Annotated in this window: 21 protein-coding genes and 1 riboswitch; of the genes, 13 read left to right on the forward strand and 8 right to left on the reverse strand. The window is 59.5% G+C overall.

Going from position 1 to position 20,461, the window contains the following annotated elements; all coding sequences use genetic code 11:
* Positions 1 to 151: 151 nt before the first annotated feature.
* The 3 genes from BW686_RS10660 (at position 152) to BW686_RS10670 (ending at position 1,647) form a co-directional block, all read left to right on the forward strand.
* On the forward strand, positions 152 to 709 hold the full coding sequence (locus tag BW686_RS10660) for a hypoxanthine-guanine phosphoribosyltransferase (RefSeq protein WP_005615224.1): 558 nt from the start codon (positions 152 to 154) through the stop codon (positions 707 to 709).
* 80 nt (positions 710 to 789) lie between these two features.
* Positions 790 to 1,293, forward strand: coding sequence for a hypothetical protein (locus BW686_RS10665; protein WP_084916326.1), 504 nt, complete (start codon positions 790 to 792; stop codon positions 1,291 to 1,293).
* 66 nt (positions 1,294 to 1,359) lie between these two features.
* Positions 1,360 to 1,647 carry a PA4642 family protein gene (locus BW686_RS10670; RefSeq protein ID WP_084916328.1) on the forward strand — a complete coding sequence of 96 codons (288 nt, stop codon included), beginning with the start codon at positions 1,360 to 1,362 and terminating at the stop codon, positions 1,645 to 1,647.
* A gap of 375 nt (positions 1,648 to 2,022) precedes the next feature.
* Here BW686_RS10670 and BW686_RS10675 read toward each other — a convergent pair whose 3' ends face one another.
* A complete protein-coding gene (locus BW686_RS10675) occupies positions 2,023 to 2,856 on the reverse strand; it encodes an amino acid ABC transporter permease (RefSeq protein WP_084916331.1) in 834 nt (277 codons plus the stop codon).
* Entirely contained in the window at positions 2,853 to 3,674 is an 822-nt protein-coding gene (locus BW686_RS10680; RefSeq protein WP_084916334.1) for an ABC transporter substrate-binding protein, read from the reverse strand. The genes BW686_RS10675 and BW686_RS10680 overlap by 4 nt, the downstream gene beginning before the upstream one ends.
* Positions 3,675 to 3,784: 110 nt before the next feature.
* Here BW686_RS10680 and BW686_RS10685 point away from each other — a divergent pair, with 110 nt between their 5' ends.
* Complete coding sequence (locus BW686_RS10685) at positions 3,785 to 4,681, forward strand: homocysteine S-methyltransferase family protein (RefSeq protein WP_179149235.1); 897 nt, start codon at positions 3,785 to 3,787, stop codon at positions 4,679 to 4,681.
* A 95-nt stretch (positions 4,682 to 4,776) separates the two neighbouring features.
* Here the strand turns inward: BW686_RS10685 and mqo are convergent, their stop codons facing one another.
* Both mqo and BW686_RS10695 read right to left on the reverse strand, forming a co-directional pair.
* A complete protein-coding gene (gene mqo / locus BW686_RS10690) occupies positions 4,777 to 6,285 on the reverse strand; it encodes a malate dehydrogenase (quinone) (RefSeq protein WP_084916339.1) in 1,509 nt (502 codons plus the stop codon).
* A gap of 720 nt (positions 6,286 to 7,005) precedes the next feature.
* Entirely contained in the window at positions 7,006 to 7,239 is a 234-nt protein-coding gene (locus BW686_RS10695) for a hypothetical protein (protein ID WP_084916343.1), read from the reverse strand.
* Positions 7,240 to 7,439: 200 nt separating this feature from the next.
* Here BW686_RS10695 and BW686_RS10700 point away from each other — a divergent pair, with 200 nt between their 5' ends.
* Positions 7,440 to 8,021 carry a YajG family lipoprotein gene (locus BW686_RS10700; RefSeq protein WP_084916346.1) on the forward strand — a complete coding sequence of 194 codons (582 nt, stop codon included), beginning with the start codon at positions 7,440 to 7,442 and terminating at the stop codon, positions 8,019 to 8,021.
* Positions 8,022 to 8,090: 69 nt separating this feature from the next.
* Here BW686_RS10700 and BW686_RS10705 read toward each other — a convergent pair whose 3' ends face one another.
* Both BW686_RS10705 and BW686_RS10710 read right to left on the reverse strand, forming a co-directional pair.
* The gene (locus tag BW686_RS10705) at positions 8,091 to 8,297 is read right to left on the reverse strand and encodes a hypothetical protein (RefSeq protein WP_084916349.1); all 207 of its coding nucleotides are present in this window, start codon (positions 8,295 to 8,297) and stop codon (positions 8,091 to 8,093) included.
* A gap of 304 nt (positions 8,298 to 8,601) precedes the next feature.
* Positions 8,602 to 9,768, reverse strand: coding sequence for a 1-acyl-sn-glycerol-3-phosphate acyltransferase (locus BW686_RS10710; RefSeq protein WP_086934808.1), 1,167 nt, complete (start codon positions 9,766 to 9,768; stop codon positions 8,602 to 8,604).
* 102 nt (positions 9,769 to 9,870) lie between these two features.
* Between BW686_RS10710 and BW686_RS10715 the strand changes: the two genes are divergently transcribed.
* From BW686_RS10715 to BW686_RS10730, 4 genes are all read left to right on the forward strand, one after another.
* Complete coding sequence (locus BW686_RS10715; RefSeq protein ID WP_084916355.1) at positions 9,871 to 10,053, forward strand: CPXCG motif-containing cysteine-rich protein; 183 nt, start codon at positions 9,871 to 9,873, stop codon at positions 10,051 to 10,053.
* Positions 10,053 to 10,313 carry a putative signal transducing protein gene (locus tag BW686_RS10720; RefSeq protein WP_084916747.1) on the forward strand — a complete coding sequence of 87 codons (261 nt, stop codon included), beginning with the start codon at positions 10,053 to 10,055 and terminating at the stop codon, positions 10,311 to 10,313. The genes BW686_RS10715 and BW686_RS10720 overlap by 1 nt, the downstream gene beginning before the upstream one ends.
* A 29-nt stretch (positions 10,314 to 10,342) precedes the next feature.
* On the forward strand, positions 10,343 to 10,972 hold the full coding sequence (locus BW686_RS10725; protein ID WP_084916358.1) for an SOS response-associated peptidase: 630 nt from the start codon (positions 10,343 to 10,345) through the stop codon (positions 10,970 to 10,972).
* A 184-nt stretch (positions 10,973 to 11,156) separates the two neighbouring features.
* Positions 11,157 to 11,975 (forward strand): M48 family metallopeptidase, encoded by an 819-nt coding sequence (locus BW686_RS10730; RefSeq protein WP_084916361.1) that lies wholly within the window; start codon positions 11,157 to 11,159, stop codon positions 11,973 to 11,975.
* Positions 11,976 to 12,029: 54 nt separating this feature from the next.
* Here BW686_RS10730 and BW686_RS10735 read toward each other — a convergent pair whose 3' ends face one another.
* Entirely contained in the window at positions 12,030 to 12,614 is a 585-nt protein-coding gene (locus BW686_RS10735; RefSeq protein ID WP_084916364.1) for a TMEM165/GDT1 family protein, read from the reverse strand.
* A gap of 68 nt (positions 12,615 to 12,682) precedes the next feature.
* Positions 12,683 to 12,821: riboswitch (yybP-ykoY riboswitch) on the reverse strand.
* A gap of 39 nt (positions 12,822 to 12,860) precedes the next feature.
* A complete protein-coding gene (locus tag BW686_RS10740; protein ID WP_084916367.1) occupies positions 12,861 to 13,859 on the reverse strand; it encodes a class I SAM-dependent methyltransferase in 999 nt (332 codons plus the stop codon).
* Between the two features lie 493 nt (positions 13,860 to 14,352).
* Here BW686_RS10740 and BW686_RS10755 point away from each other — a divergent pair, with 493 nt between their 5' ends.
* From BW686_RS10755 to BW686_RS10770, 4 genes are all read left to right on the forward strand, one after another.
* Positions 14,353 to 14,985, forward strand: coding sequence for a LysE family translocator (locus tag BW686_RS10755; RefSeq protein ID WP_084916373.1), 633 nt, complete (start codon positions 14,353 to 14,355; stop codon positions 14,983 to 14,985).
* Positions 14,986 to 15,133: 148 nt separating this feature from the next.
* Complete coding sequence (locus tag BW686_RS10760; RefSeq protein WP_084916377.1) at positions 15,134 to 16,816, forward strand: fatty acid--CoA ligase; 1,683 nt, start codon at positions 15,134 to 15,136, stop codon at positions 16,814 to 16,816.
* Positions 16,817 to 17,126: 310 nt separating this feature from the next.
* Positions 17,127 to 19,064 (forward strand): DUF1302 domain-containing protein, encoded by a 1,938-nt coding sequence (locus BW686_RS10765; protein ID WP_084916381.1) that lies wholly within the window; start codon positions 17,127 to 17,129, stop codon positions 19,062 to 19,064.
* Between the two features lie 28 nt (positions 19,065 to 19,092).
* Positions 19,093 to 20,457: a DUF1329 domain-containing protein gene (locus BW686_RS10770; RefSeq protein WP_179149236.1), complete on the forward strand. Its 1,365-nt coding sequence runs from the start codon at positions 19,093 to 19,095 to the stop codon at positions 20,455 to 20,457.
* The last annotated feature ends 4 nt before the right edge of the window (positions 20,458 to 20,461 follow it).

Here is a 20,461-nt window from a genome sequence, read left to right on the forward strand (position 1 = left end):
TGTCTTACGGCACGTGCAGTATTGTCTCGAAGCCTGGACGTTCGCAGCTTTTAGAAGACACTCGCAACGTTAGTCCAGAATCGCTTGCTCTGGCTTGAACGGATGCGTACCTTTGCCCGCTTTTCTTGAACCGCCTTACCTGGAGAGCGTCATGTCCGCTGATCTCGAGCATATCCGTCAAATCATGCGCGAGGCTGACTGCCTGTACACCGAGGCTGAAGTCGATGCTGCCATTGCCCGTGTCGGCGCGCAGATCAATGCCGAACTGGCAGACCGCAACCCGGTTGTGTTCTGTGTCATGAATGGCGGCCTGATTTTTTCCGGCAAGCTGCTCACTCATCTGAACTTTCCGCTGGAAGCGTCCTACCTGCACGCGACGCGTTATCGCAACGAAACCACGGGAGGCGACCTGTTCTGGAAAGCCAAGCCGGAAGTCTCGTTCATCGACCGTGACGTGCTGATCATCGACGACATCCTCGATGAAGGGCACACCCTGGGCGCGATCATCGACTTCTGCAAACACGCCGGTGCCCGTGCTGTACACACCGCTGTGCTGATCGACAAAGACCACGACCGCAAGGCCCGCCCGGACCTGAAAGCCGATTACGTGGGGCTGCCGTGCATTGACCGTTACATCTTCGGTTTCGGCATGGACTACAAAGGCTACTGGCGCAATGCTGCCGGTATCTATGCGGTCAAGGGGATGTAAGGCATTCTGACGGCCGCCTCCTTGAAGAGCCTCTTCGAAAAGAGCGCGGTCGTCGATTCGCAATTACCTGGAAGTCCTTAATGAAGCTCCTGATTCCCGGCGCTGTGGCGTTGGTGCTGTTCTCTGGTCTGACAGTTGCAGCGCCTGCTGCGCCGGCATCGGCCAGCCCCCTGCATGACCAATACCTGCCACCGGATGACCTGAGCCTGCGCGAGGGCGCGCCGGAACAGCAACAACTGATGCAGGTCACCGAATACACGATTGTTGCCGGCAACCAGCGGCAATCCAGTCAGCAGCCCATTCCGGTGACGTCGCCATTATCGCTGCGCCTCAAGGGGAAGTCGCTGAACAAGGGGGCGTCGATCTCTCAGGTGCTGGTGCATTTTGACGGCGGCGAAAGTAAAAGCCTGAAAAAGCCCACCTATGACGAGCCGTCCCGCACCCTGACACTTTATTACCCGTTGTCTCAGTATCGTGTGCTGGTGGACCTGCTGCGTAATGAAAAGGTGTATTGCCAGTACCTGAGCTACGCCAACGGCCATATCTGGGCCGATCTGCACACCACATCAGCACGTACGCGTTGAGCCGCCCGCTCGCAGGGGGGTAAACTGCCCGCCCGTGAAAGTGTCTGCGACCCGCTGGAGCCTGCAATGCGTAAAGATAAAAAACAGTTGATTGGGGATGAGATCGGCGACGAGCAGATCAAGTTGTTCCTGAACTTCGAACCGTACGATGCTACCTCGCCGTCGCTGCACAAACTGATCAAGGCCTATCGCGGGCTGCGTATCAATGATTTCGAGCGCTTTCTGGTGTTCTTCAAGGAAGCGGGCCATGACTTCGAGGGCAAGGACGAGCAGGGCAACGACTTTATCGCCCTGATCAAGGATCAGCGCAATGCCGACGAATACATCGAACTGATCGAAAAAGCCCGTAAGTAATCTCGTGCCAATACACCGCATTGCCAGGGCTGGACGCAGAGCGTCCGGAACTGCATTCCCACGCGGAGCGTGAGGAACGAGAGGTGTGCAAGAGGATGCCTATCGTGCCAATGCTCTGCGTTGGCAAAACTGGACGCAGAGCGTCCGGAACTGCATTCCCACGCGGAGCGTGAGGAACGAGAGGTGTGCAAGAGGATGCCTATCGTGCCAATGCTCTGCGTTGGCAAAACTGGACGCAGAGCGTCCGGAACTGCATTCCCACGCGGAGCGTGAGGAACGAGAGGTGCGTAAGAGGATGCCTATCGTGCCAATGCTCCGCGTTGGCATGCCGTTCGTGACGCTATTCCCATCAGAGCGTGGGGACGATAGTTGCAGCTATTTCCGCGCCTGATACGCCTTGCCGTAATGCTTTTCCAGCCGCGACTGCAACAGCTCCAGTCCGATCGACATGATCCAGTACAGCACCGCTGCGGTGGTCAACATTTCGATGTATCGGTAGCTGGAACGGCCATAGGACTGTGCCAGAAACATCACTTCCCAGACGCCCATCACCGAGATCAGTGACGAATCCTTGAGCATGGAGATGAACTGATTGGTCGTCGGCGGGATAATCGTGCGCATCGCCTGGGGCAGGGTGACGCGCCAGAAGATTTGCGCCGGGCGCAGTGCCAGGGCCAGCGCAGCTTCACGCTGCCCGGCCGCAACGCCGATGATACCGGCCCGGAAAATCTCGCTCAGGTAAGCCCCGTAGTTGAGCGACAGGGCAATAACCCCCGCCATGATCGCGCCGGGCACGATCCCCACCTGCGGCAAACCCAGGTAAATCAGCAGAATCTGGATCAGCAACGGCGTACCGCGAAAGAACGATGCGTAAAAGCTGGCGATGCCGAAGGCCACCGCGCTGCTGGACAGCCTCGCCAGCGCGGTGACAAAGCCCAGCACCACCGACACGATGATCGAACACAGCGACACGAACAGCGTCAGCGCCGCACCCTGAAGAAACCCGTTAGGCGCCAGGTGCAGGCCGATCAGGTTCGGCAGCTTGTCGAGAATGACCGACAGTTTCAGGTCGAAACTCAGGAAGAAACCGGCGAACAGCACAAACATGACCAGCCAAGTCAGGTAGAGCCGCGTGCGGAAACCGAAGATGCGCTTGAGCAGGCCCTGATCAGCCTGCTCGGGTGGGCGTTGGGGCTCGAAAGAAGTCATTTGCTGATGTCAGCACCGATCCATTTTTGTGACAGCTTGCTCAGGGTGCCGTCCTTCTTGAGTTCAGCAAAGACTTCGCGCACCTTCGCATCCCACTCCAGATCATCTTTCTCGATGGCCACAGCGTTGGGCTCTTCGTACAGCGTTTCGCCGGCCAGCTTGAAACGTTTGTCCTGATCCAGACGCGGTTTTGCCGTCACCAGGTTGGTGAGTATCGCGTCCAGCCGCTTGCCAGCACCTAGACCGAGGTCCTGAAACGCGACATTGTCGTTGTCGTACGGCGCGATCTGCACATCTTCGAACGGGTATTGCAGCGGCTTGTCTTCCGCGCCGTCGATGACCAGGTTCTTGTTCAGGTAGCTTTCGTAGCTCGACGCGCTGGTCAGCCCGACTTTCTTGCCGCTCAGGTCTTTGGCCGAATGAATGCGGTCATCCGTAGCGTTGACCACGATCACCGCAGGCGATGCGTAATACTCGACCGGGAAGTTGAAGACTTCGGCGCGGGCCTTGCTCGGGGTCATCGAGCAGACGCAGATGTCATAACGACCGCTCCAATGGCCTGCCGCGATCACATCCCAGGAAGGCGTTTCGAGACGTAACTTGACGCCCAGCTTTTGCGCAACGGCTTTGGCAACGTCCACATCGAAGCCGTCCAGTTCGTTCTTGTCATTCAGGAAAGAGAAGGGCGGGTAACTTTCCATCAGGACGTTGACCAGCTCTTTGTTTTTCTGCACGCGATCCAGCGTAGCGCCCGCCAGGGCTTGAGTAGAGGCAGCCAGAGTCACCAGGCCAATGCCCAATAGAGCGCGATATTTCACAGATATCCCCTGAAAAAGTGTTTGTAGTTTGATGAGAGGGACGTATTAAATACGTTATACAAGACTGACTCATAATGAGTTTTTTTCATATACATATAAGCAGATCACCTATGACCCAAGGCACAACTGTAATTCTCGATGGCGGCATGGGCCGCGAACTACAGCGTCGCGGCGCACCGTTTCGCCAGCCGGAATGGTCGGCGCTGGCGTTGAGCGAAGCGCCTGAGGCGGTCAGTGCGGTACACACCGCTTACATCGAAAGTGGCGCTCAGGTCATTACCAGTAACAGCTACGCGGTTGTCCCGTTTCATATCGGTGAAGCGCGTTTTGCCCGCGAAGGTCAGGCGCTGGCTGCGCTGGCCGGGCGACTGGCGCGCGAGTGTGCCGATGCTTCTGGCGGGCGCGCCCTTGTCGCCGGTTCCATCCCGCCGTTGTTCGGTTCTTATCGGCCCGACCTGTACAAGCCGGAACTGGCCACCGATGTACTGAAGCCACTGGTTGCTGGTCTTCTGCCCTATGTGGATCTGTGGCTGGCCGAGACGCAGAGCTGCATCCTCGAAGCGCAGACCATCCGCGCCGGTCTGCCAGCCGATGGCAAGCCGTTCTGGCTGTCATTCACGCTTCAGGATGAAGACACCGACGAAGTCCCGCGCCTGCGTTCCGGTGAGCCGGTTGCCGACGCGGCAAAAGCGGCCGTCGAGATGGGCGTTGCGACGCTGCTGTTCAACTGCAGCCAGCCGGAAGCGATCGGCGGTGCGATTGATGCGGCGCGTGAAGTGTTCGAATCGGCAGGCGTCAGCATTGCCATCGGCGCTTACGCCAATGCGTTTCCGCCGCAGCCCAAGGACGCCAAGGCCAACGATGGTCTGGATGAGTTGCGCGAAGATCTTGACCCGCAGGGTTATCAGCAATGGGCGGCGGATTGGGTCAAGCGCGGCGCCACGCACATCGGCGGTTGCTGCGGGATTGGTCCGGAGCACATTGCGGTGCTGTCGAAAAGCCTCTGACCGGCACGCATTAAAAAGCCCCGTGGCGCGCAAGCGTCCACGGGGCTTTTTGGTCTTACAGGGTGGGGCAGCGCGTTGACGCCGCCACCAACAGGTCAGGCGAACGTCTGCTCCTGACTGCTTTTCTCGACCAGCTCCAGCGCCTCGTCGTTCTGGGCGCTGACGCGCTCGTACAGCTGCGCGTCGGTTTCCAGAATCTTCTCCCGGGCCGGAAAGATCTCGTTGAGCCTGTCAGCCCACTCGGTGCGGGTTTTTTCCGGGAAGCAACGCTCAATCAGTTCCAGCATGATCGATACCGTGACCGAGGCACCGGGCGACGCGCCAAGCAGGGCGGCCAGCGAACCGTCACTCGCCGACACCAGCTCGGTGCCGAATTGCAGCACACCGCCTTTTTTCGGGTCTTTCTTGATGATCTGCACCCGTTGGCCTGCCACTTCCAGGCGCCAGTCTTCAGCTTTTGCCTGCGGATAGAAACGGCGCAGGGATTCAAGCCGTTGCTCCATCGATTGCATCACTTCGCTGACCAGGTACTTGGTCAGGTCCATGTTGTCCCGGGCGACCGCCAGCATCGGTTTGATGTTGGCGATGCGTACCGAGAGCGGCAGGTCGAGGTACGAGCCGTGCTTGAGGAACTTGGTGGTGAAGCCGGCGTAAGGCCCGAACAGCAGGGATTTCTTGCCATCGACCACGCGGGTGTCGAGGTGCGGAACCGACATCGGCGGCGAACCCACGGCGGCCTGGCTGTAGACTTTGGCCTGGTGATGCCTGACCACTTCCGGGTTGTCACAACGCAGCCACTGGCCGCTGACCGGGAAGCCGCCAAAGCCTTTGCTCTCTTCGATGCCCGACATTTGCAGCAAGGGCAGTGCTGCACCGCCTGCGCCGAGAAACACGAATTTGGCGTCGATCTCACGCGTGCCGCCGTTGTTCACGTCCTTGACGCTGACGGTCCAGCCAGCGCCCTTGCGGGTCAGGCCGGTCACGCGGCTGCGGTACTTGATCTGCGCGTCCGGCGCGCACGCGAGGTGGTTGAGCAACTGATTGGTCAGCGCGCCAAAATTGACGTCGGTGCCGTTCAGCATGCGCGTGGCGGCGATTTTTTCGTCCGCAGGGCGGCCCGGCATCATCAGTGGCATCCACTCGGCCAGTCTGGCCTTGTCTTCGGTGTATTCCATCGAAGAGAACGCGTGGTGCTTGCTCATCGCTTCAAAGCGGGTCTTGAGAAACGAGATGCCTTTTTCGCCCTGAACGAAGCTCAGGTGAGGGACCGGGTTGATGAACGACCTTGCCGAACCGAAGGTGCCTTTGCGCGCCAGGTAAGCCCAGAACTGCTTTGACACCTCGAACTGGGTATTGATGTGGACCGCTTTCTTGATGTCGATGGAGCCATCCGCCGCAGGCGGCGTGTAGTTCAGCTCACACAGGCCGGCGTGACCGGTGCCGGCGTTGTTCCACGGGTTGGAACTCTCCGCGGCACCGGAATCCATCAGCTCAACGACTTCCAGCTTGAGGCCGGGGTCGAGCTCTTTGAGCAGTACTGCCAGCGTGGCACTCATGATGCCCGCTCCGACCAGTACCACATCGACTGCTTCGTTATGCGCCATTAACGCGTCTCCAAAATCTGCAGCACCAAATTGACGGCATACGATCCTGAGGCTGTTTGCCAGGTTGTCGGGGCTGAATCAAGGTAGTGCCCTCGTTTTCCTGGCCAGGATCGCCTGACCGATTCTTCGCAATTTTTCGCATCTAAAGCGCAGGTCCCGGTCAGGTTCGTTGATGGTTCATCATTGACCCATGAACGCATTTTCAAACCTGCAAGGCCATTCGACCAACGTCAGGGAGCCTGTCGCAGGACCGGCTCGTGACAAGGTCGTCAGGCGCCGGTCATGGAGGCGCAGTCGCGGTCGGTCCTGTTCAAGAAGGACGGTTCAGATGCTGATGGTGCATGTACAAACGCATACCTATTCATTTGCTCGCCACACTCTTGTGAAGTAGTGAAACCCGTTTTTCACGCCCTTTTGGGAACGTGAACCAAACCTCAAAATGGCTGCGATGACAGCGCTGGCAAGTCAGGTGCATAAAGAGTGAGGCGCTGGCGGGCAAGAAAGGTTCGATATGATTCGAGCATTCTTCACCTTTCATCGAGCACACTCGTGCGCAAATGACCTGTGTGGGCGGCTCTCTGTGGGCGGTACGGAGGTGCTAATACGGTGATTAGCGATGCTGCGAGGCCCGATCAGGAGACGTCCTTATAATCGGGGGGAGATTATAGCGATGAAATGACAGGAATTGATCGGTTTAAATGACTTTTATTCGCTGTCGGGTCAGGCGGTGAGCAACTGACCGCGTGTTGAACGTACGCTACGCTGCGCCACGCGTGCGCTGGCGGGCAATGGCTGATTCAACCAGCCCAGTCTCTGTTCGGTCACTTCGACCCACTCGACGCCGGATGGACGTTGGGTGCAGTGCTTGAACGCGCGGCAGATACCCGCCTGGTCAACGCGGGCATAGTGGCGATGCTGACGGTGTGCAGTGAACAGCGAACGGAACAGATTCATGGCGCAGCTCCTTTGACGTGAATGAGCGTCTGGGCGATGTGGGCGAGTCTGCCGCGCGGATGTTACGCCCTGATTACATCGCACTGCCTTGACCGGCGGCTTTCAGGAATCCGGGCTAACCCGTAGCGGCCACTGGTGAGCGCATGGCGCACGCCGCTATACTGCTGCACATTCAGTGTCTGCCCCATGGAGAAATGAGCATGCTGCGTCGCATTTTGTTCGGTTTGCTGGCTGTAAGCAGTTTGACCCTGGCGGGCTGTGCCCACAGCCCGCAACAACTCAGTCCCACGCCCAAGCTCAATGCGCAGCTTGCGGCAGTAGGCCGTGGTCAGCCTGTGGTGGTGCGCGTGGTCGATGGCCGCCCCGGCCCGACACTGGGTACCCGCGGCGGGATGTACCCGGAAACCAGCGCCATCAGCGTCACCGGTGCCGACATCGTGCCAAAGCTGCAGGCCCAGGCCGAAGCAGCAGTGCGCCTGTTGGGCTTCACGCCTACCCAAAGCGGCAATGCCCCGCAACTGACCGTGACCCTGGCGGATTTGAAGTATCAGTCGCCTAAAGAGGGGCTGTACGTGACCGAGGCAACGATCAGCTCGACATTCCGTGCTGACGTGCGCAACAACGGTCGTACCTACAGCGGTCGCTATGCAGCGTCTCTGGACCAGCGTTTCGGCATGGCGCCGAATCAGGAAACCAACACCAAGCTGGTCAGTGACGTGTTGAGCGACGCACTGACACGCGTTTTCCAGGACCAGACCATCGGTTCTACCCTGGCGCAGTAACCCTCGCAGCATCAAAAAAGCCCGGCCTCTGTTGAAGAGGTCGGGCTTTTTGTTTTTCTGATGTCCGGCTCAGGCTGCTTGTTGGTAGAAACTCAGAAAACTGAAACCGGTGTCCTGATCCAGGTCTGGCAGGTCGTGATGAACATGGCCGCCCAAAGCGCAATAGACCAGCCAGTGGCGGTCCTGAACGTTGAAGGCCAGACCGTCGATCAACTCCTGCTGCTCATCGCTTTGGGCAATGAGGTAGAGGCGATCCTGATTTTTTGCATGCAGCATGACAAGCTCCAAAAAGAGGGAAGTCCGTTTCTCGAGGAGCCACACAATGCAGGTGCCGCATGACGCTTGGGTGACAGCGGCAAGGTATTTTTGTGCAGGATGTTTCCGGGGCTCACGCCCACGCAGAGCGTTCATCGCGATACACGCGTCTGCTCTTGATGCTGGCAGAAGGCTGTGGGAGCAGACCGGGCGACGCTCCCACGCCCTGCGGGCAGAAGCCTGAAATCCCGATTTCGGGGGCTCAGGGCTCATGTATAACGATGAGCACGGGAGCATGGGCGCGACCGGTGTTCTCCCGGACACTCTAAAGCGCCAGGCCCGCCTTGACCCGGTACTGGTTGCGAACCGGCGTAGCGTATTGCTGAATCAGATAAGGACGGTGCTCCGCAGGTGCGCCTGCAAGGCGGCTTTCCCATTCGTCCCTGGCGCGCTCCAGTTCATCGGACGGGAACAGGGCTTCAGCTTTCGGCACTTCTACTGCGGGGTCGGCATCGCTCCACTGTGCGTAGGCGAGGTAATGCACCGGGAACAGTCGATAGCCTCCGAGAATCTGCCGGTCCATCTCGATAGCCAGTTGCTTGGTGTCCTCGAAATGCTCGGTGATCGGTGGCGCGAAGTTCACGTGTACGCGGCCTTTGTAGCCCGTGATCCCCAGCGCGATGCTGACATCGTCTTCACCGGGCGTTTTGGTGTAGGAGCCTGTCGTCGCCCGGATGTAAAGCTCGCGGGCCTTGGCGCTGTCGCACGGGTCGTACTCATAGCTGATCGATACCGGGATCAGGTTCAGCGAGCGAATCACGTCGCCAAACGGCTCATCCTTGCGGCTCATGTGGAACATCTTGAGGATGGCTGATTCTGTACGGTCGTCACCGTCCTTGGCCCGGCCTTCGGCCTGAGCGATCCAGATCGACTGACAGTCCTTGGTGATCGAGTGATTGATGTACGCCGACAACAGCTGGTAAGCCGCCATTTTTTCGCGACGCCCGATGATCGAGCGATGCACGATGAAGCTCTTGTTCAGGCGCATCAGGTCGCTGACAAACGGCTTCTGCAACAGGTTGTCGCCGATGGCAATGCGCGGTGTAGGCAAACCTGCGTGGTACACGGCATAGTTGACGAATGCCGGGTCCATCACGATATCGCGGTGGTTGGCCAGAAACAGGTAGGCGCAACCGGACTTGAGCTGCTCCACGCCGGTGTAGGTCACGCCGTCGGTAGCCCGCTCGATGGTGTGGTCGACATAATATTCGACCTTGTCCTGCAGGGACGCGACCGAGTCGATGCCTGCGAATTCACGGCGCAGCTTGCGCGCCAGGGTAGGCTGCAGGATCCAGCCGAGTGCGCCCGCGAGGCGGGGAAAGCGGAATCGGGTCAGAATGGCGAGAAAGGCTTTGTCGCTCAGCAGGCGTGCCAAGACGGCGGGGACTTCTGCGTCGTTGTAAGGTCGAATGGCATCGAATTCGCCCATCATGCTCTCTTGTCGGAAACGTATAGGGTAAAAGAAGACCGTTTTGTTAAAACAGCCTTCTGAAGAATAGGGCAATTATACGCATAACTGATCCCGGAGACCCTGATGCAGGAATTACACAGCTACGACTGCCCCTATTGTGGCGAACCTGTCGAAGCGCTGCTGGACTTGTCCGGTGGCGATCAGCAGTACATCGAGGACTGCCAGGTCTGCTGCCGCCCGATCATTTTCGATCTGCAGACCGACGGTGAAGACTGGAGTCTGGACGTTCGCAGCGAGAACGAATGATGCAAAAAGTCTACGAGCCCGAAAACCTGATGGAAGCCGAACTCTTGCAGGCGATGCTCGCCAGCGAGGGTATCAAGGCACATCTGGCCGGTCGCGACCTGCTCGGCGCGATGGGCGAGCTGCCGGGGCTGGGGCTTCTGGCTATCAAGGTGGAAGATGCGCAGGTCGCACGGGCACGTGAGCTGATCACTGCGTACAATAGCGCCTTGCCCTTGTTCGGTGATGAGCCGGATGACTTTCCCGATGTACTCGTGTGCTGAGCACGATCAAAAGAGTCTGATTAACCCCCATGTGTGGACGCTACGCCCTGTTTCGCTGGACCCCAGCCTTTGCCGCTTTGCCCGGTTTTCCTGCCGATCAGCAGGCGCAATGGAACATCTCGCCAGCCGATTGGGTGTTGATCATGCGTGCCGCCGAAAACAAGGACGGTATCGAACTGGTGCGTGCCCGCTGGGGGCTGACCCCTGCGTGGCTGACCGACCTGTCGAAAACACCCGCTCACGCGCGGGCCGAAACCGTTGCCGAGCAACCGATGTTTCGCGATGCGTTTGCCCATCGTCGTTGCCTGCTTCCCGCCAATGGCTTCTATGAATGGCGTGGCAACGTGCGCAAACGCCCGTTCTGGTTAACGCCGGGGGAGGGCGCAGCGCTGTTTTTCGCCGCGATATGGGAAGCGTATCCGGTGCAGGGGCATACGTACCTGAGCGTGGCGGTGGTCACGCAAGCGGCAGCGACGCAACGTCGGCCGTTGATTCTGGATGCGCAGGGCCAGAAAGACTGGCTGGCAGCCGATACACCACTGCCGACCCTGCAAGCCTTGCTGGCTGCGCCGCAAATTGCGCTGAGGGAGCGTCCGCTGGCCAACCTGGTCAACGATCCGAAACTCAACGCGCCAGAGTGTCTTACGCCGTCAAGTTAGGCCGGCAGGGCTAAAAACGGCTAATCAGACGAATCCGATATCCGGTTTGAAGTACATCTGATACAAACTCGACACACCTCCGGGAACCATCCCTCTCTCTCAAAGCCCAAGCTGCCGGTTGGCGGTTATCTGGCGCAGAGAGCTGCCCCCGAGAATGATCGCTTTACACACAAGGAGATTCACCATGCGTCAGTCATTTGCCCTCTGTGCCTTGAGCGCCGCGTTGCTGCTCGGCGGGTGTCAGGCCGTCAATACCACGAGCGGCGACTCGGTCGGTGTCGAGCGCAAGCAGTACATGTTCAGCATGCTCTCCACCGATGAAGTCAACAAAATGTACGCCCAGTCCTATCAGCAGACGGTCAGTGAAGCGACCAGCAAAGGCGTCCTGGATACCACCAGTGCCAACGCCAGGCGAGTGCATGCAATCGCGGACCGGCTGATTGCCCAGGCCCCGAAACTGCGGCCCGATTCGGCGCAGTGGCAGTGGGAAGTCAACCTGATCAAAAGCGATGAGCTGAACGCCAATTGCGGCCCTGGCGGCAAGATATTCGTGTACACCGGCCTGATCGATACCCTCAAACTGACCGACGATGAACTCGCTGCGGTCATGGGCCACGAGATTGCCCACGCCCTGCGCGAACACGGGCGTGAAGCGATGTCCAAGGCGTACGGCGTGGCGATGGCCAAGCAGGGCGCTGGCGCGTTGTTGGGGCTCGGGCAGGACAGCCTGGCGATGGCCGATACGGTGGTGAACTACAGCCTGACGCTGCCCAACAGCCGCAGCAACGAAAATGAAGCCGATCTGTTAGGTCTGGAGCTGGCCGCACGCGCCGGTTACAACCCTAATGCAGCCATTACCCTGTGGCAGAAAATGACTCAGAACTCAGGCGGGTCGCAGCCTGAGTTCATGAGTACTCACCCGGCCTCGGAAAGCCGCATCGCTTCGCTGCAGGCGGCCATTCCTAAAGTCATGCCGCTTTACCAGCAAGCGCCGAAATCCTGATCGAATGATTGCCGGAGCGCTGCGGCATTCACCGTAGCGCGCCGGCGGTTTTGATCAGACCCAGCCGCTGACCTGCATCGCCTTGTAGACCGCCACCAGGGCCAGCACGAAAAACGCGCAGGCTGCCAGACGGCGGATCAACGTCAGTGGCAATTTGTCTGCCGCAAAATTTCCTGCCAGCACCACCGGTACGTTGGCCAGCAACATGCCGATAGTGGTGCCGAGAATCACCAGCCACAGGTGCGAATACTGCGCGGCCAGCATGACCGTGGCGATTTGCGTCTTGTCGCCGATTTCAGCGATGAAGAAGGTGATCAGCGTGGTCATGAACGGGCCGAATTTTCGCGCGGTGCTGGCCTCGTCATCGTCCATTTTGTCCGGAACCAGTGTCCACAGCGCCGTGGCCGTGAAGCTGGCGGCAAGGATCCAGTGCAACACCGCATCCGAAAGGAACGTGCTGAACCAGGCGCCGACAGCACCGGCTGCCGCATGATTGGCCAGTGTCGCGGCGACGATACCCGCGATGATCGGCCAGGGTTTGCGAAAGCGTGCGGCGAGAATGAGCGCGAGCAATTGCGTTTTGTCACCGATTTCGGCGAGGGCAACGACGGCGGTAGGGACTAAGAATGATTCCAGCATCAGGGTTCCTGGGGGCGGGTCGACACGGCTATGACACGTACAGCCTTCCCGCCCCGGGTAAGGTGTTCGTGTCATAGGTCTTGTCAAACCACCGATCCGTCTGAGCGGATTCCGGGTCGCACGTACCATGGTCTGAGGACCAAGTATGTTGATACGTGCCGGACGAGCATGGCGCTCGTGGGAGACTACTCCCCTAGGACGGAGCGGATTCTGCCTTCGTGGAATTGTTTCGGCAAGTGCTTATTTTCAAGAGCGTTTGGCACTGTAGATTTTGAAACCGTTGCCCTGAGCCTTGACGTGGCAGTACCCGACATGTTCTTCAATCAGCGGTTGATAGCGCAGGAAGTTGTTCGCAACCAGCCGCAGTTCGCCGCCTGATTTCAGATGTTGGCGTGCTTTTCTTAGCAAGTTTTCTGTCGCCATGTAGTCGGTATGAACCCCGACATGGAACGGCGGATTGCTCAGAATGGTGTTCAAACCCATCGGTGCGGCGTCGATTCCGTCGCCGGTCAGAACCTGTGCTTCGAGACCGTTTGCGGCCAGGGTCAGGCGGGAACTGGCTGTGGCGAAGGCATCCACATCGAGCATGATCACGTCGTTGTGCGGGTAGCGACGCTTGACCGCTGCGCCAAGCACACCGGCACCACAGCCGAAATCGAGCAGGTTGCCACTCGGCAGTTTGTCGATGTTTTCCAGCAGTAAAGCAGAGCCGCGATCAAGGCGGCCATGACTGAACACGCCCGGCAGGCTGACAACCGTCAACGGGCCATCCTGCAACTCGATCTGATAGGGCTTGGCGAGGCTTTCCAGCGTAACGGCGTGCGGAGCGTTCTCGACGGTGACCTGCCAGAGCTGACAATGTCGGGCGCTGTCGAGTTTGCGCGCACGTCCGAAGGGGCTGAGTTGCTTTGCAGCCGCTTCGATGCCGCCACGCTTTTCGCCGACCAGAAACAACTCGCGTCCGGCCAGGCGAGAGGCCAGCGCATTGAGCAGGTAATCGGTCAGGTCGCGTGCCTTGGGCAGGAACAGCACGGCGGCGTCGAAGGCAGCCTCAGGCGCTTCAACGCCGAAGTCCACACGCCCTTCAAAACGAGCATCCAGCGCCGCCTGATCACCCGCATGCCAGCACCAGCCACGTGCCTTCGGCAGTTTTCCGAGCAGGTCATCGGCAGGCAGCCCGACCAACAGCAGCGAGCCTTGAAACAGCTCGGCCTGACGGAGTAACACTTCACTGCGCGGGTCCATGGGATGGCTCCTGAAAAAGCGCGCAGTCTAACAGGATATGGGTCAGGAGGACGCGGAGCGTCCGGAACGGCATGCGACGCGGAGCGTCGCACGATAGTTGAGGTATCGTTCCGCACGCTCCAGCGTGGGAATGCAGTTCTCGACGCTCTGCGTCGTCAGGAGGACGCGGGGAGTCGCACGATAGGTGAGGTATCGTTCCGCACGCTCCGCGTGGGAATGCAGTTCTCGACGCTCTGCGTCGTCAGGAGGACGCGGGGAGTCGCACGATAGGTGAGGTATCGTTCCGCACGCTCCGCGTGGGAATGCAGTTCTCGACGCTCTGCGTCGCCAGGAGGGCGCGGAGCGTCCGGAAAGGCATGCGACGCGGAGCGTCGCACGATAGTCAAATACCTCGTTCCGCACTCCCTGCCTCACAAAAACGCCAGCACCTTTTGCGAACACGTCAGAGGGCGTAGTCTGGCAAGCCTGACGTCAACCCTCCACGAGGTCCCTCATGTACTGGCCAGAATTTCTTACCGTTGCGCTGATCCACCTGCTGGCCGTTGCCAGTCCCGGCCCTGATTTCGCCGTGGTGGTGCGGGAAAGCGTGACCCACGGGCGCAAGGCGGGTACCTGGTCGGCCTTGGGTGTCGGCTCGGCCATTTTCCTTCACGTGGGTTATTCGCTGCTGGGTATCGGAATCATCGTTTCTCAGTCCATCGTGCTGTTCAACGCGCTGAAATGGGCCGCCGCCGCGTACCTGCTTTACATCGGCATCAAAGCCTTGCGCGCCAAGCCGGCTGCGGCAGGCGACGAGGCGTCGATCAAGACGACGCCTGGCGAGCGCAGCGCTCGGAGTGCATACATCAGCGGCTTTGTCACCAACGGCCTGAACCCCAAGGCCACGCTGTTTTTCCTGTCGCTGTTCACTGTGGTGATCAACCCGCACACGCCGCTGCTGGTGCAGGGCGGTTACGGTGTTTATCTCGCGGTCGCGACGGCGGTCTGGTTCTGCCTGGTGGCAAGGCTGTTCAGCCAGGCGCGGGTGCGCGCCGGGTTCGCGCGCATGGGGCACTGGTTTGATCGCGCAATGGGCGGTGTGCTGGTCGCGCTGGGCATCAAGCTGGCGCTGACCGAAGTTCGCTGAAAGGCGCGGGTGAACCCAGGCTTTCACCCGTCCGGCGAGCTGGGCCGATGCACGTCGACAAATCATTCCTTTGACCGATTTCACTGGCAGCCGGAGGCTCTAGAGTCCATATTTCCAGCCTCGCCTGTGGACTTTGAAAGGGACTCCTATGTTACAGACTCGCGTTCTTCCGCCAGCCGATGGCGCTTACCAGTACCCTCTGTTGATCAAACGCCTGCTGCTGTCTGGCGGTCGTTATGAAAAGACGCGTGAAATTGTCTACCGTGATGCTGTCCGTTACACCTACGCGACGCTCAATGAGCGTATCTGCCGTCTGGCCAACGTCTTGACGGCGGCAGGCGTGAAAGCCGGGGACACCGTGGCCGTCATGGACTGGGACAGCCACCGCTACCTGGAATGCATGTTCGCGATTCCGATGATCGGTGCGGTGATCCACACCGTCAATGTCCGGCTTTCCCCGGAGCAGATTGCCTACACCATCAATCACGCCGATGACCGGCTGGTGCTGGTGAACAGCGAATTTGTAGACCTGTACAAGGCCATGTCGGGTCATCTGAGCACGGTCGAAAAGACCTTGCTGTTGACCGATCTGCCGGACAAGACCGCCGATTTACCCCACCTGGTGGGCGAGTATGAAACGCTGCTGTCGGCCGCCAGCCCCCGTTATGAATTCGAGGATTTCGTCAAAGACTCGGCGGCCACCAAGTTCTACACCACTGGCACCACCGGCAACCCCAAGGGCGTCTACTTCACCCACCGTCAGTTGGTCCTGCACACGCTGGGCGTGGCAACCATCATGGGGTGCGTCGACAGCACCCGGCTGCTCGGCACCGATGACGCGTACATGCCTATCACGCCGATGTTTCACGTGCATGCCTGGGGTATTCCGTATGCGGCGACCATGCTGGGCCTCAAGCAGGTCTACCCCGGCCGTTACGATCCCGAGCTGCTGGTGGAATTGTGGCGCAAGGAAAAAGTGACGTTCTCCCATTGCGTGCCGACCATTCTGCAAATGCTGCTGAATGCCAAGGGCGCCCAGAACGCAGATTTCGGCGGCTGGAAAATCATCATTGGCGGCAGTGCCCTGACCCGCAGTCTGTATCAGGCCGCCAAGGCCAGGGGCATCCAGCTGACTGCCGCTTACGGCATGTCTGAAACCGGGCCGCTGATCTCAGTGGCGCACATCAATGAAGAGCTGAAAGCCGGCAGCGAAGACGAGCGTATTACCTATCGCATCAAGGCCGGGGTGCCCGGCATGCTGGTAGAGGCGGCGATCATCGATCAGCAGGGCCATTTTCTGCCGGCCGATGGCGAAACCCAGGGCGAGCTGGTGTTGCGCGCGCCCTGGCTGACCGAAAGCTATTTTCGCGAACCCGAGAAAGGCGCCGAACTGTGGGCCGGCGGCTGGTTGCGCACGGGCGATGTGGCCACACTGGACGGTATGGGGTTCATCGATATTCGCGATCGGATCAAGGACGTGATCAAGACCGGAGGAGAATGGATCTCTTCGCTGGAGCTCGAAGACCTGTGCAGCCGGCATCCGGCCGTGCGCGAAGTGGCGGTGGTCGGAATCGCCGATCCGCAATGGGGCGAGCGACCGTTTGCTCTGCTGGTGATTCGTGAGGGGCATCAGCTTGATGCGAAGGGCCTGAAAGAACACCTCAAGCCATTTGTCGAGCAAGGTCACATCAACAAGTGGGCCATTCCCAGCCAGATCGCGCTTGTTACGGAAATTCCCAAGACCAGCGTCGGCAAGCTCGACAAAAAGCGCATGCGTCTGGACATCGCGGAATGGCAAAACAGTAACAGCGCGTTTCTGTCCACCCTCTGACACCGGTTGCTGGCCGTGCCCGTCGGGTGCGGCGAGTGTCTGGGTCGCAGGTTCTGATTGGCGACTTGCCAAATTTCCAATTTAAGCCATCCTCCCCGCCATGCGTTTTTGCGTGCCCTCCCGGAAACGGGCGGGCCAGACGCGTTGGTCCTGCAAATCACACTTTAGAGTGATCTAGCGGCGTAGCCTGCTGGCTATAGTCGGCACAGGGAATGAGCAAGAGCGGACCTGGCTGCGTGAGTGGACTCAATGACTGAGTCGGTTTTGAGTTCCCCACCGCCATAACAATAAAACACACGGAGTAGCGTCGATGACAACCACATACCCATTCTGGCGCCGGGCCAAGTTGCCGCTGGCCGTCAGCCTTGCTTCGTCACTGGCCGGCCCGGCGTTCGGCGTGACGTTCAACGTTGGCGAGATCGAAGGCAGCTTTGACTCATCGCTGTCGGTGGGCGCGAGCTGGTCGACTGAAAATGCCAACAAAAACCTGATCGGGGCCAACAACGGCGGGCGTGGGTTGTCGCAGACTTCCGATGATGGCCACTTGAACTTCAAGCGTGGGGAGACGTTTTCGAAGATATTCAAGGGCATTCATGATCTGGAACTGAAGTACGGCGATACCGGCGTCTTCATGCGCGGCAAATACTGGTACGACTTCGAACTCAAGGACGAAAACCGCGAGTTCAAGGACATCAGCGATTCTGGCCGCAAAGAGGGCGCCAAGTCCTCCGGTTTCCAGTTGCTCGACGCCTTTGTCTACCACAACTACTCGATTGCCGATCAGCCGGGTGCCGTGCGCTTCGGCAAGCAGGTCATCAGTTGGGGCGAAAGTACCTTCATCCAGGGCGGTATCAACAGCGTCAACCCGGTCGATGTCTCGGCCTTTCGGCGTCCAGGTTCGGAAATCAAGGAAGGCCTGATTCCGGTCAACATGTTCTACCTGTCGCAAAGCCTGACCGATAACCTGTCTGCCGAAGGTTTCTATCAGCTTGAATGGGACCAGACCGTCGTCGACAACTGCGGCACCTTCTTCTCGCAACCGGACGTGATTGCCGACGGCTGCAACAATAATCTGGCCGTACTGCGCAGTCGCAGCGGCCTGAACAGCTCGTTGACGGCGGCCGGTTTGCCGGCGGGTGCGCGTGGCGCGGTGTTCAATTCGCTGTCGCAGCAGGGCGTGGTGTTCGGCAACCCGGATGAGGGTGCCGTCGTGCGCCGAGGCCCTGACCGCGACGCGCGCGACAGCGGCCAGTTCGGGTTTGCCTTGCGTTACAACTACGAACCGCTGGACACCGAGTTCGGCGCATACATGATGAATTACCATAGCCGTGCGCCGATTTTCAGTGGCCGCGGTGGTTCGGCTGCGTCGTTCAGTCCGCAAGGGCTGGTCGGCTCGCTGGTTCGCAACGGTATTCCTGCCGCAACCGCGGCCCGACTGGCACCGACGTTGTTGCCGGTGGTGGTGGCAGGCAACTCCAGCTATTACGTCGAATACCCCGAAGACATTCGCCTGTACGGTTTGAGCTTCTCGACCACATTGCCCACCGGCACTGCGTGGAGCGGCGAGATCAGCTACCGCCCTAACGCGCCGATTCAGGTCAACACCACCGACATCCTGTATTCCGGCATATCCCCGCTCAACCCCAACGTATCGCTGCTGAGCGGGCAACCGAATACCGATCAGCCCGGTTACCGCCGCAAGGAAATCACTCAGCTGCAAACAACCTTCACCCAGTTCTTCGATCAGGTCATGGGGGCGGAACGCCTGACCCTGGTCGGCGAAGTGGGCTGGACCCACGTGGGTGGCCTGGAAAGTACCTCGAAAATCCGTTACGGCCGCGACCCTGTCTATGGGCCTGGCCCGCTGCCGGGCGGTCAGTGCGCGACGTTGAACGCAGGCACGCTGACCGGCGCCGAGCAGAACAACCTGACCCGGTATTGCGAGGACGACGGTTTCACTACCGCCAACTCGTGGGGTTATCGCGGTCGTGCCATCTGGGATTACAACAGTGTTTTTGCCGGGGTCAACCTCAGGCCGAGTGTCGCCTGGTCGCATGACGTGAAGGGCTATTCGCCGGGACCTGGCGGCAACTTCGAGGAAGGGCGCAAGGCCGTCAGCCTGGGGCTGGACGCCGAGTACCAGAACACCTACACCGCGAACCTTTCCTACACCAACTTCTTTGACGGCAAATACACCACCGTCGATGACCGGGACTTCGTGGCGCTCAGCTTTGGCATGAACTTCTAAGCACATGGTTTTCAGGATGACGATGAACATGAAAATAACAAAAAGTCTGTTGCAAGCCGGTGTACTGGGCCTGTCGCTGCTGGCCACTGGAGTGATGGCTGCGGTGTCCGAATCCGAAGCGGCAAAGCTGGGGACGACCCTGACGCCAATGGGCGCGGAGAAGGCCGGCAACGCCGCGAATACGATTCCGGCCTGGAGCCCGATGCCGAAAAACGCCGGGGCGGTCGACAGCAAGGGCTTCCTTGCCAACCCGTACGCCAGTGAAAAGCCGTTGTTCATCATCACAGCGGCCAACGTCGAGCAGTACAAGGACAAGCTCGCGCCCGGGCAATACGCGATGTTCAAGCGCTACCCGGACAGCTACCGCATTCCGGTTTACCCGACTCACCGTGGCGCCACCGTGCCGGATGACGTGTTCGCCGCAATCAAGAAAAACGCCACCACCAGCAAGCTGGTCGGTGGCGGCAGTGGGCTGGAAAACTTCGATACCGCCATTCCGTTCCCGATTCCGGCCAGCGGTGTCGAGGTCATCTGGAACCACATTACCCGCTACCGTGGCGGCAGCGTGAAACGTCTGGTGACTCAGGCCACGCCGCAGCCCAACGGCTCCTACAGCCTGGTGTACTTCTCTGATCAGTTCGTGTTCCGCGACAAGATGAGGGATTTCGACCCGAAAAATCCGGGTAACGTGCTGTTCTACTTCAAGCAGGAAGTCACCGCTCCGGCGCGTCTGGCCGGTGGTGTGCTGCTGGTACACGAAACCCTGGATCAGGTGGCCGAACCGCGCTCGGCCTGGTTGTACAACGCCGGCCAGCGACGTGTGCGTCGTGCGCCACAGGTGTCTTATGACGGGCCGGGTACGGCGTCCGACGGGTTGCGGACCTCCGATAACCTGGACATGTACAACGGTGCGCCCGACCGCTACGACTGGAAACTGATCGGCAAGCAGGAAATGTACATCGCGTCCAACAGCCATAAGCTCGATGACCCGACACTCAAGTATGCCGACATCATCAAGGCCGGCCATATCAATCAGGACCTGACTCGCTACGAACTGCGCCGTGTCTGGCACGTGACCGCCACCCTCAAGGAAGGCCAGCGGCATATTTACGCCAAGCGCGACTTCTTCATCGATGAAGACACCTGGCAAGCCGCTGTCATCGATCATTACGACGGTCGCGGCCAGCTGTGGCGTGTGGCCGAGGCGCACTCCGAGAACTACTACGACAAGCAAGTACCGTGGTATGCGATCGAAACCCTGTATGACCTGCAATCCGGTCGCTATGTGGCGCTGGGCATGAAAAACGAGGAAAAGAAAGCCTACGAGTTCGGCTTCACGGCAGGCACCAGCGACTTCACTCCGAACGCATTGCGTCAGGAGGGCGTACGCTGACCGA

Source organism: Pseudomonas syringae (assembly GCF_002157375.1).
Lineage (GTDB): Bacteria > Pseudomonadota > Gammaproteobacteria > Pseudomonadales > Pseudomonadaceae > Aquipseudomonas > Aquipseudomonas syringae_T.

Coding starts and splice junctions, on each gene's coding strand:
- BW686_RS10660 (WP_005615224.1), top strand. CDS start 152: ATGTCCGCTGATCTCGAGCATATCCGTCAAATCATGCGCGAGGCTGAC.
- BW686_RS10665 (WP_084916326.1), top strand. CDS start 790: ATGAAGCTCCTGATTCCCGGCGCTGTGGCGTTGGTGCTGTTCTCTGGT.
- BW686_RS10670 (WP_084916328.1), top strand. CDS start 1,360: ATGCGTAAAGATAAAAAACAGTTGATTGGGGATGAGATCGGCGACGAG.
- BW686_RS10675 (WP_084916331.1), bottom strand. CDS start 2,856: ATGACTTCTTTCGAGCCCCAACGCCCACCCGAGCAGGCTGATCAGGGC.
- BW686_RS10685 (WP_179149235.1), top strand. CDS start 3,785: ATGACCCAAGGCACAACTGTAATTCTCGATGGCGGCATGGGCCGCGAA.
- mqo (WP_084916339.1), bottom strand. CDS start 6,285: ATGGCGCATAACGAAGCAGTCGATGTGGTACTGGTCGGAGCGGGCATC.
- BW686_RS10695 (WP_084916343.1), bottom strand. CDS start 7,239: ATGAATCTGTTCCGTTCGCTGTTCACTGCACACCGTCAGCATCGCCAC.
- BW686_RS10700 (WP_084916346.1), top strand. CDS start 7,440: ATGCTGCGTCGCATTTTGTTCGGTTTGCTGGCTGTAAGCAGTTTGACC.
- BW686_RS10705 (WP_084916349.1), bottom strand. CDS start 8,297: ATGCTGCATGCAAAAAATCAGGATCGCCTCTACCTCATTGCCCAAAGC.
- BW686_RS10710 (WP_086934808.1), bottom strand. CDS start 9,768: ATGATGGGCGAATTCGATGCCATTCGACCTTACAACGACGCAGAAGTC.
- BW686_RS10715 (WP_084916355.1), top strand. CDS start 9,871: ATGCAGGAATTACACAGCTACGACTGCCCCTATTGTGGCGAACCTGTC.
- BW686_RS10720 (WP_084916747.1), top strand. CDS start 10,053: ATGCAAAAAGTCTACGAGCCCGAAAACCTGATGGAAGCCGAACTCTTG.
- BW686_RS10725 (WP_084916358.1), top strand. CDS start 10,343: ATGTGTGGACGCTACGCCCTGTTTCGCTGGACCCCAGCCTTTGCCGCT.
- BW686_RS10730 (WP_084916361.1), top strand. CDS start 11,157: ATGCGTCAGTCATTTGCCCTCTGTGCCTTGAGCGCCGCGTTGCTGCTC.
- BW686_RS10735 (WP_084916364.1), bottom strand. CDS start 12,614: ATGCTGGAATCATTCTTAGTCCCTACCGCCGTCGTTGCCCTCGCCGAA.
- BW686_RS10740 (WP_084916367.1), bottom strand. CDS start 13,859: ATGGACCCGCGCAGTGAAGTGTTACTCCGTCAGGCCGAGCTGTTTCAA.
- BW686_RS10755 (WP_084916373.1), top strand. CDS start 14,353: ATGTACTGGCCAGAATTTCTTACCGTTGCGCTGATCCACCTGCTGGCC.
- BW686_RS10760 (WP_084916377.1), top strand. CDS start 15,134: ATGTTACAGACTCGCGTTCTTCCGCCAGCCGATGGCGCTTACCAGTAC.
- BW686_RS10765 (WP_084916381.1), top strand. CDS start 17,127: ATGACAACCACATACCCATTCTGGCGCCGGGCCAAGTTGCCGCTGGCC.
- BW686_RS10770 (WP_179149236.1), top strand. CDS start 19,093: ATGAAAATAACAAAAAGTCTGTTGCAAGCCGGTGTACTGGGCCTGTCG.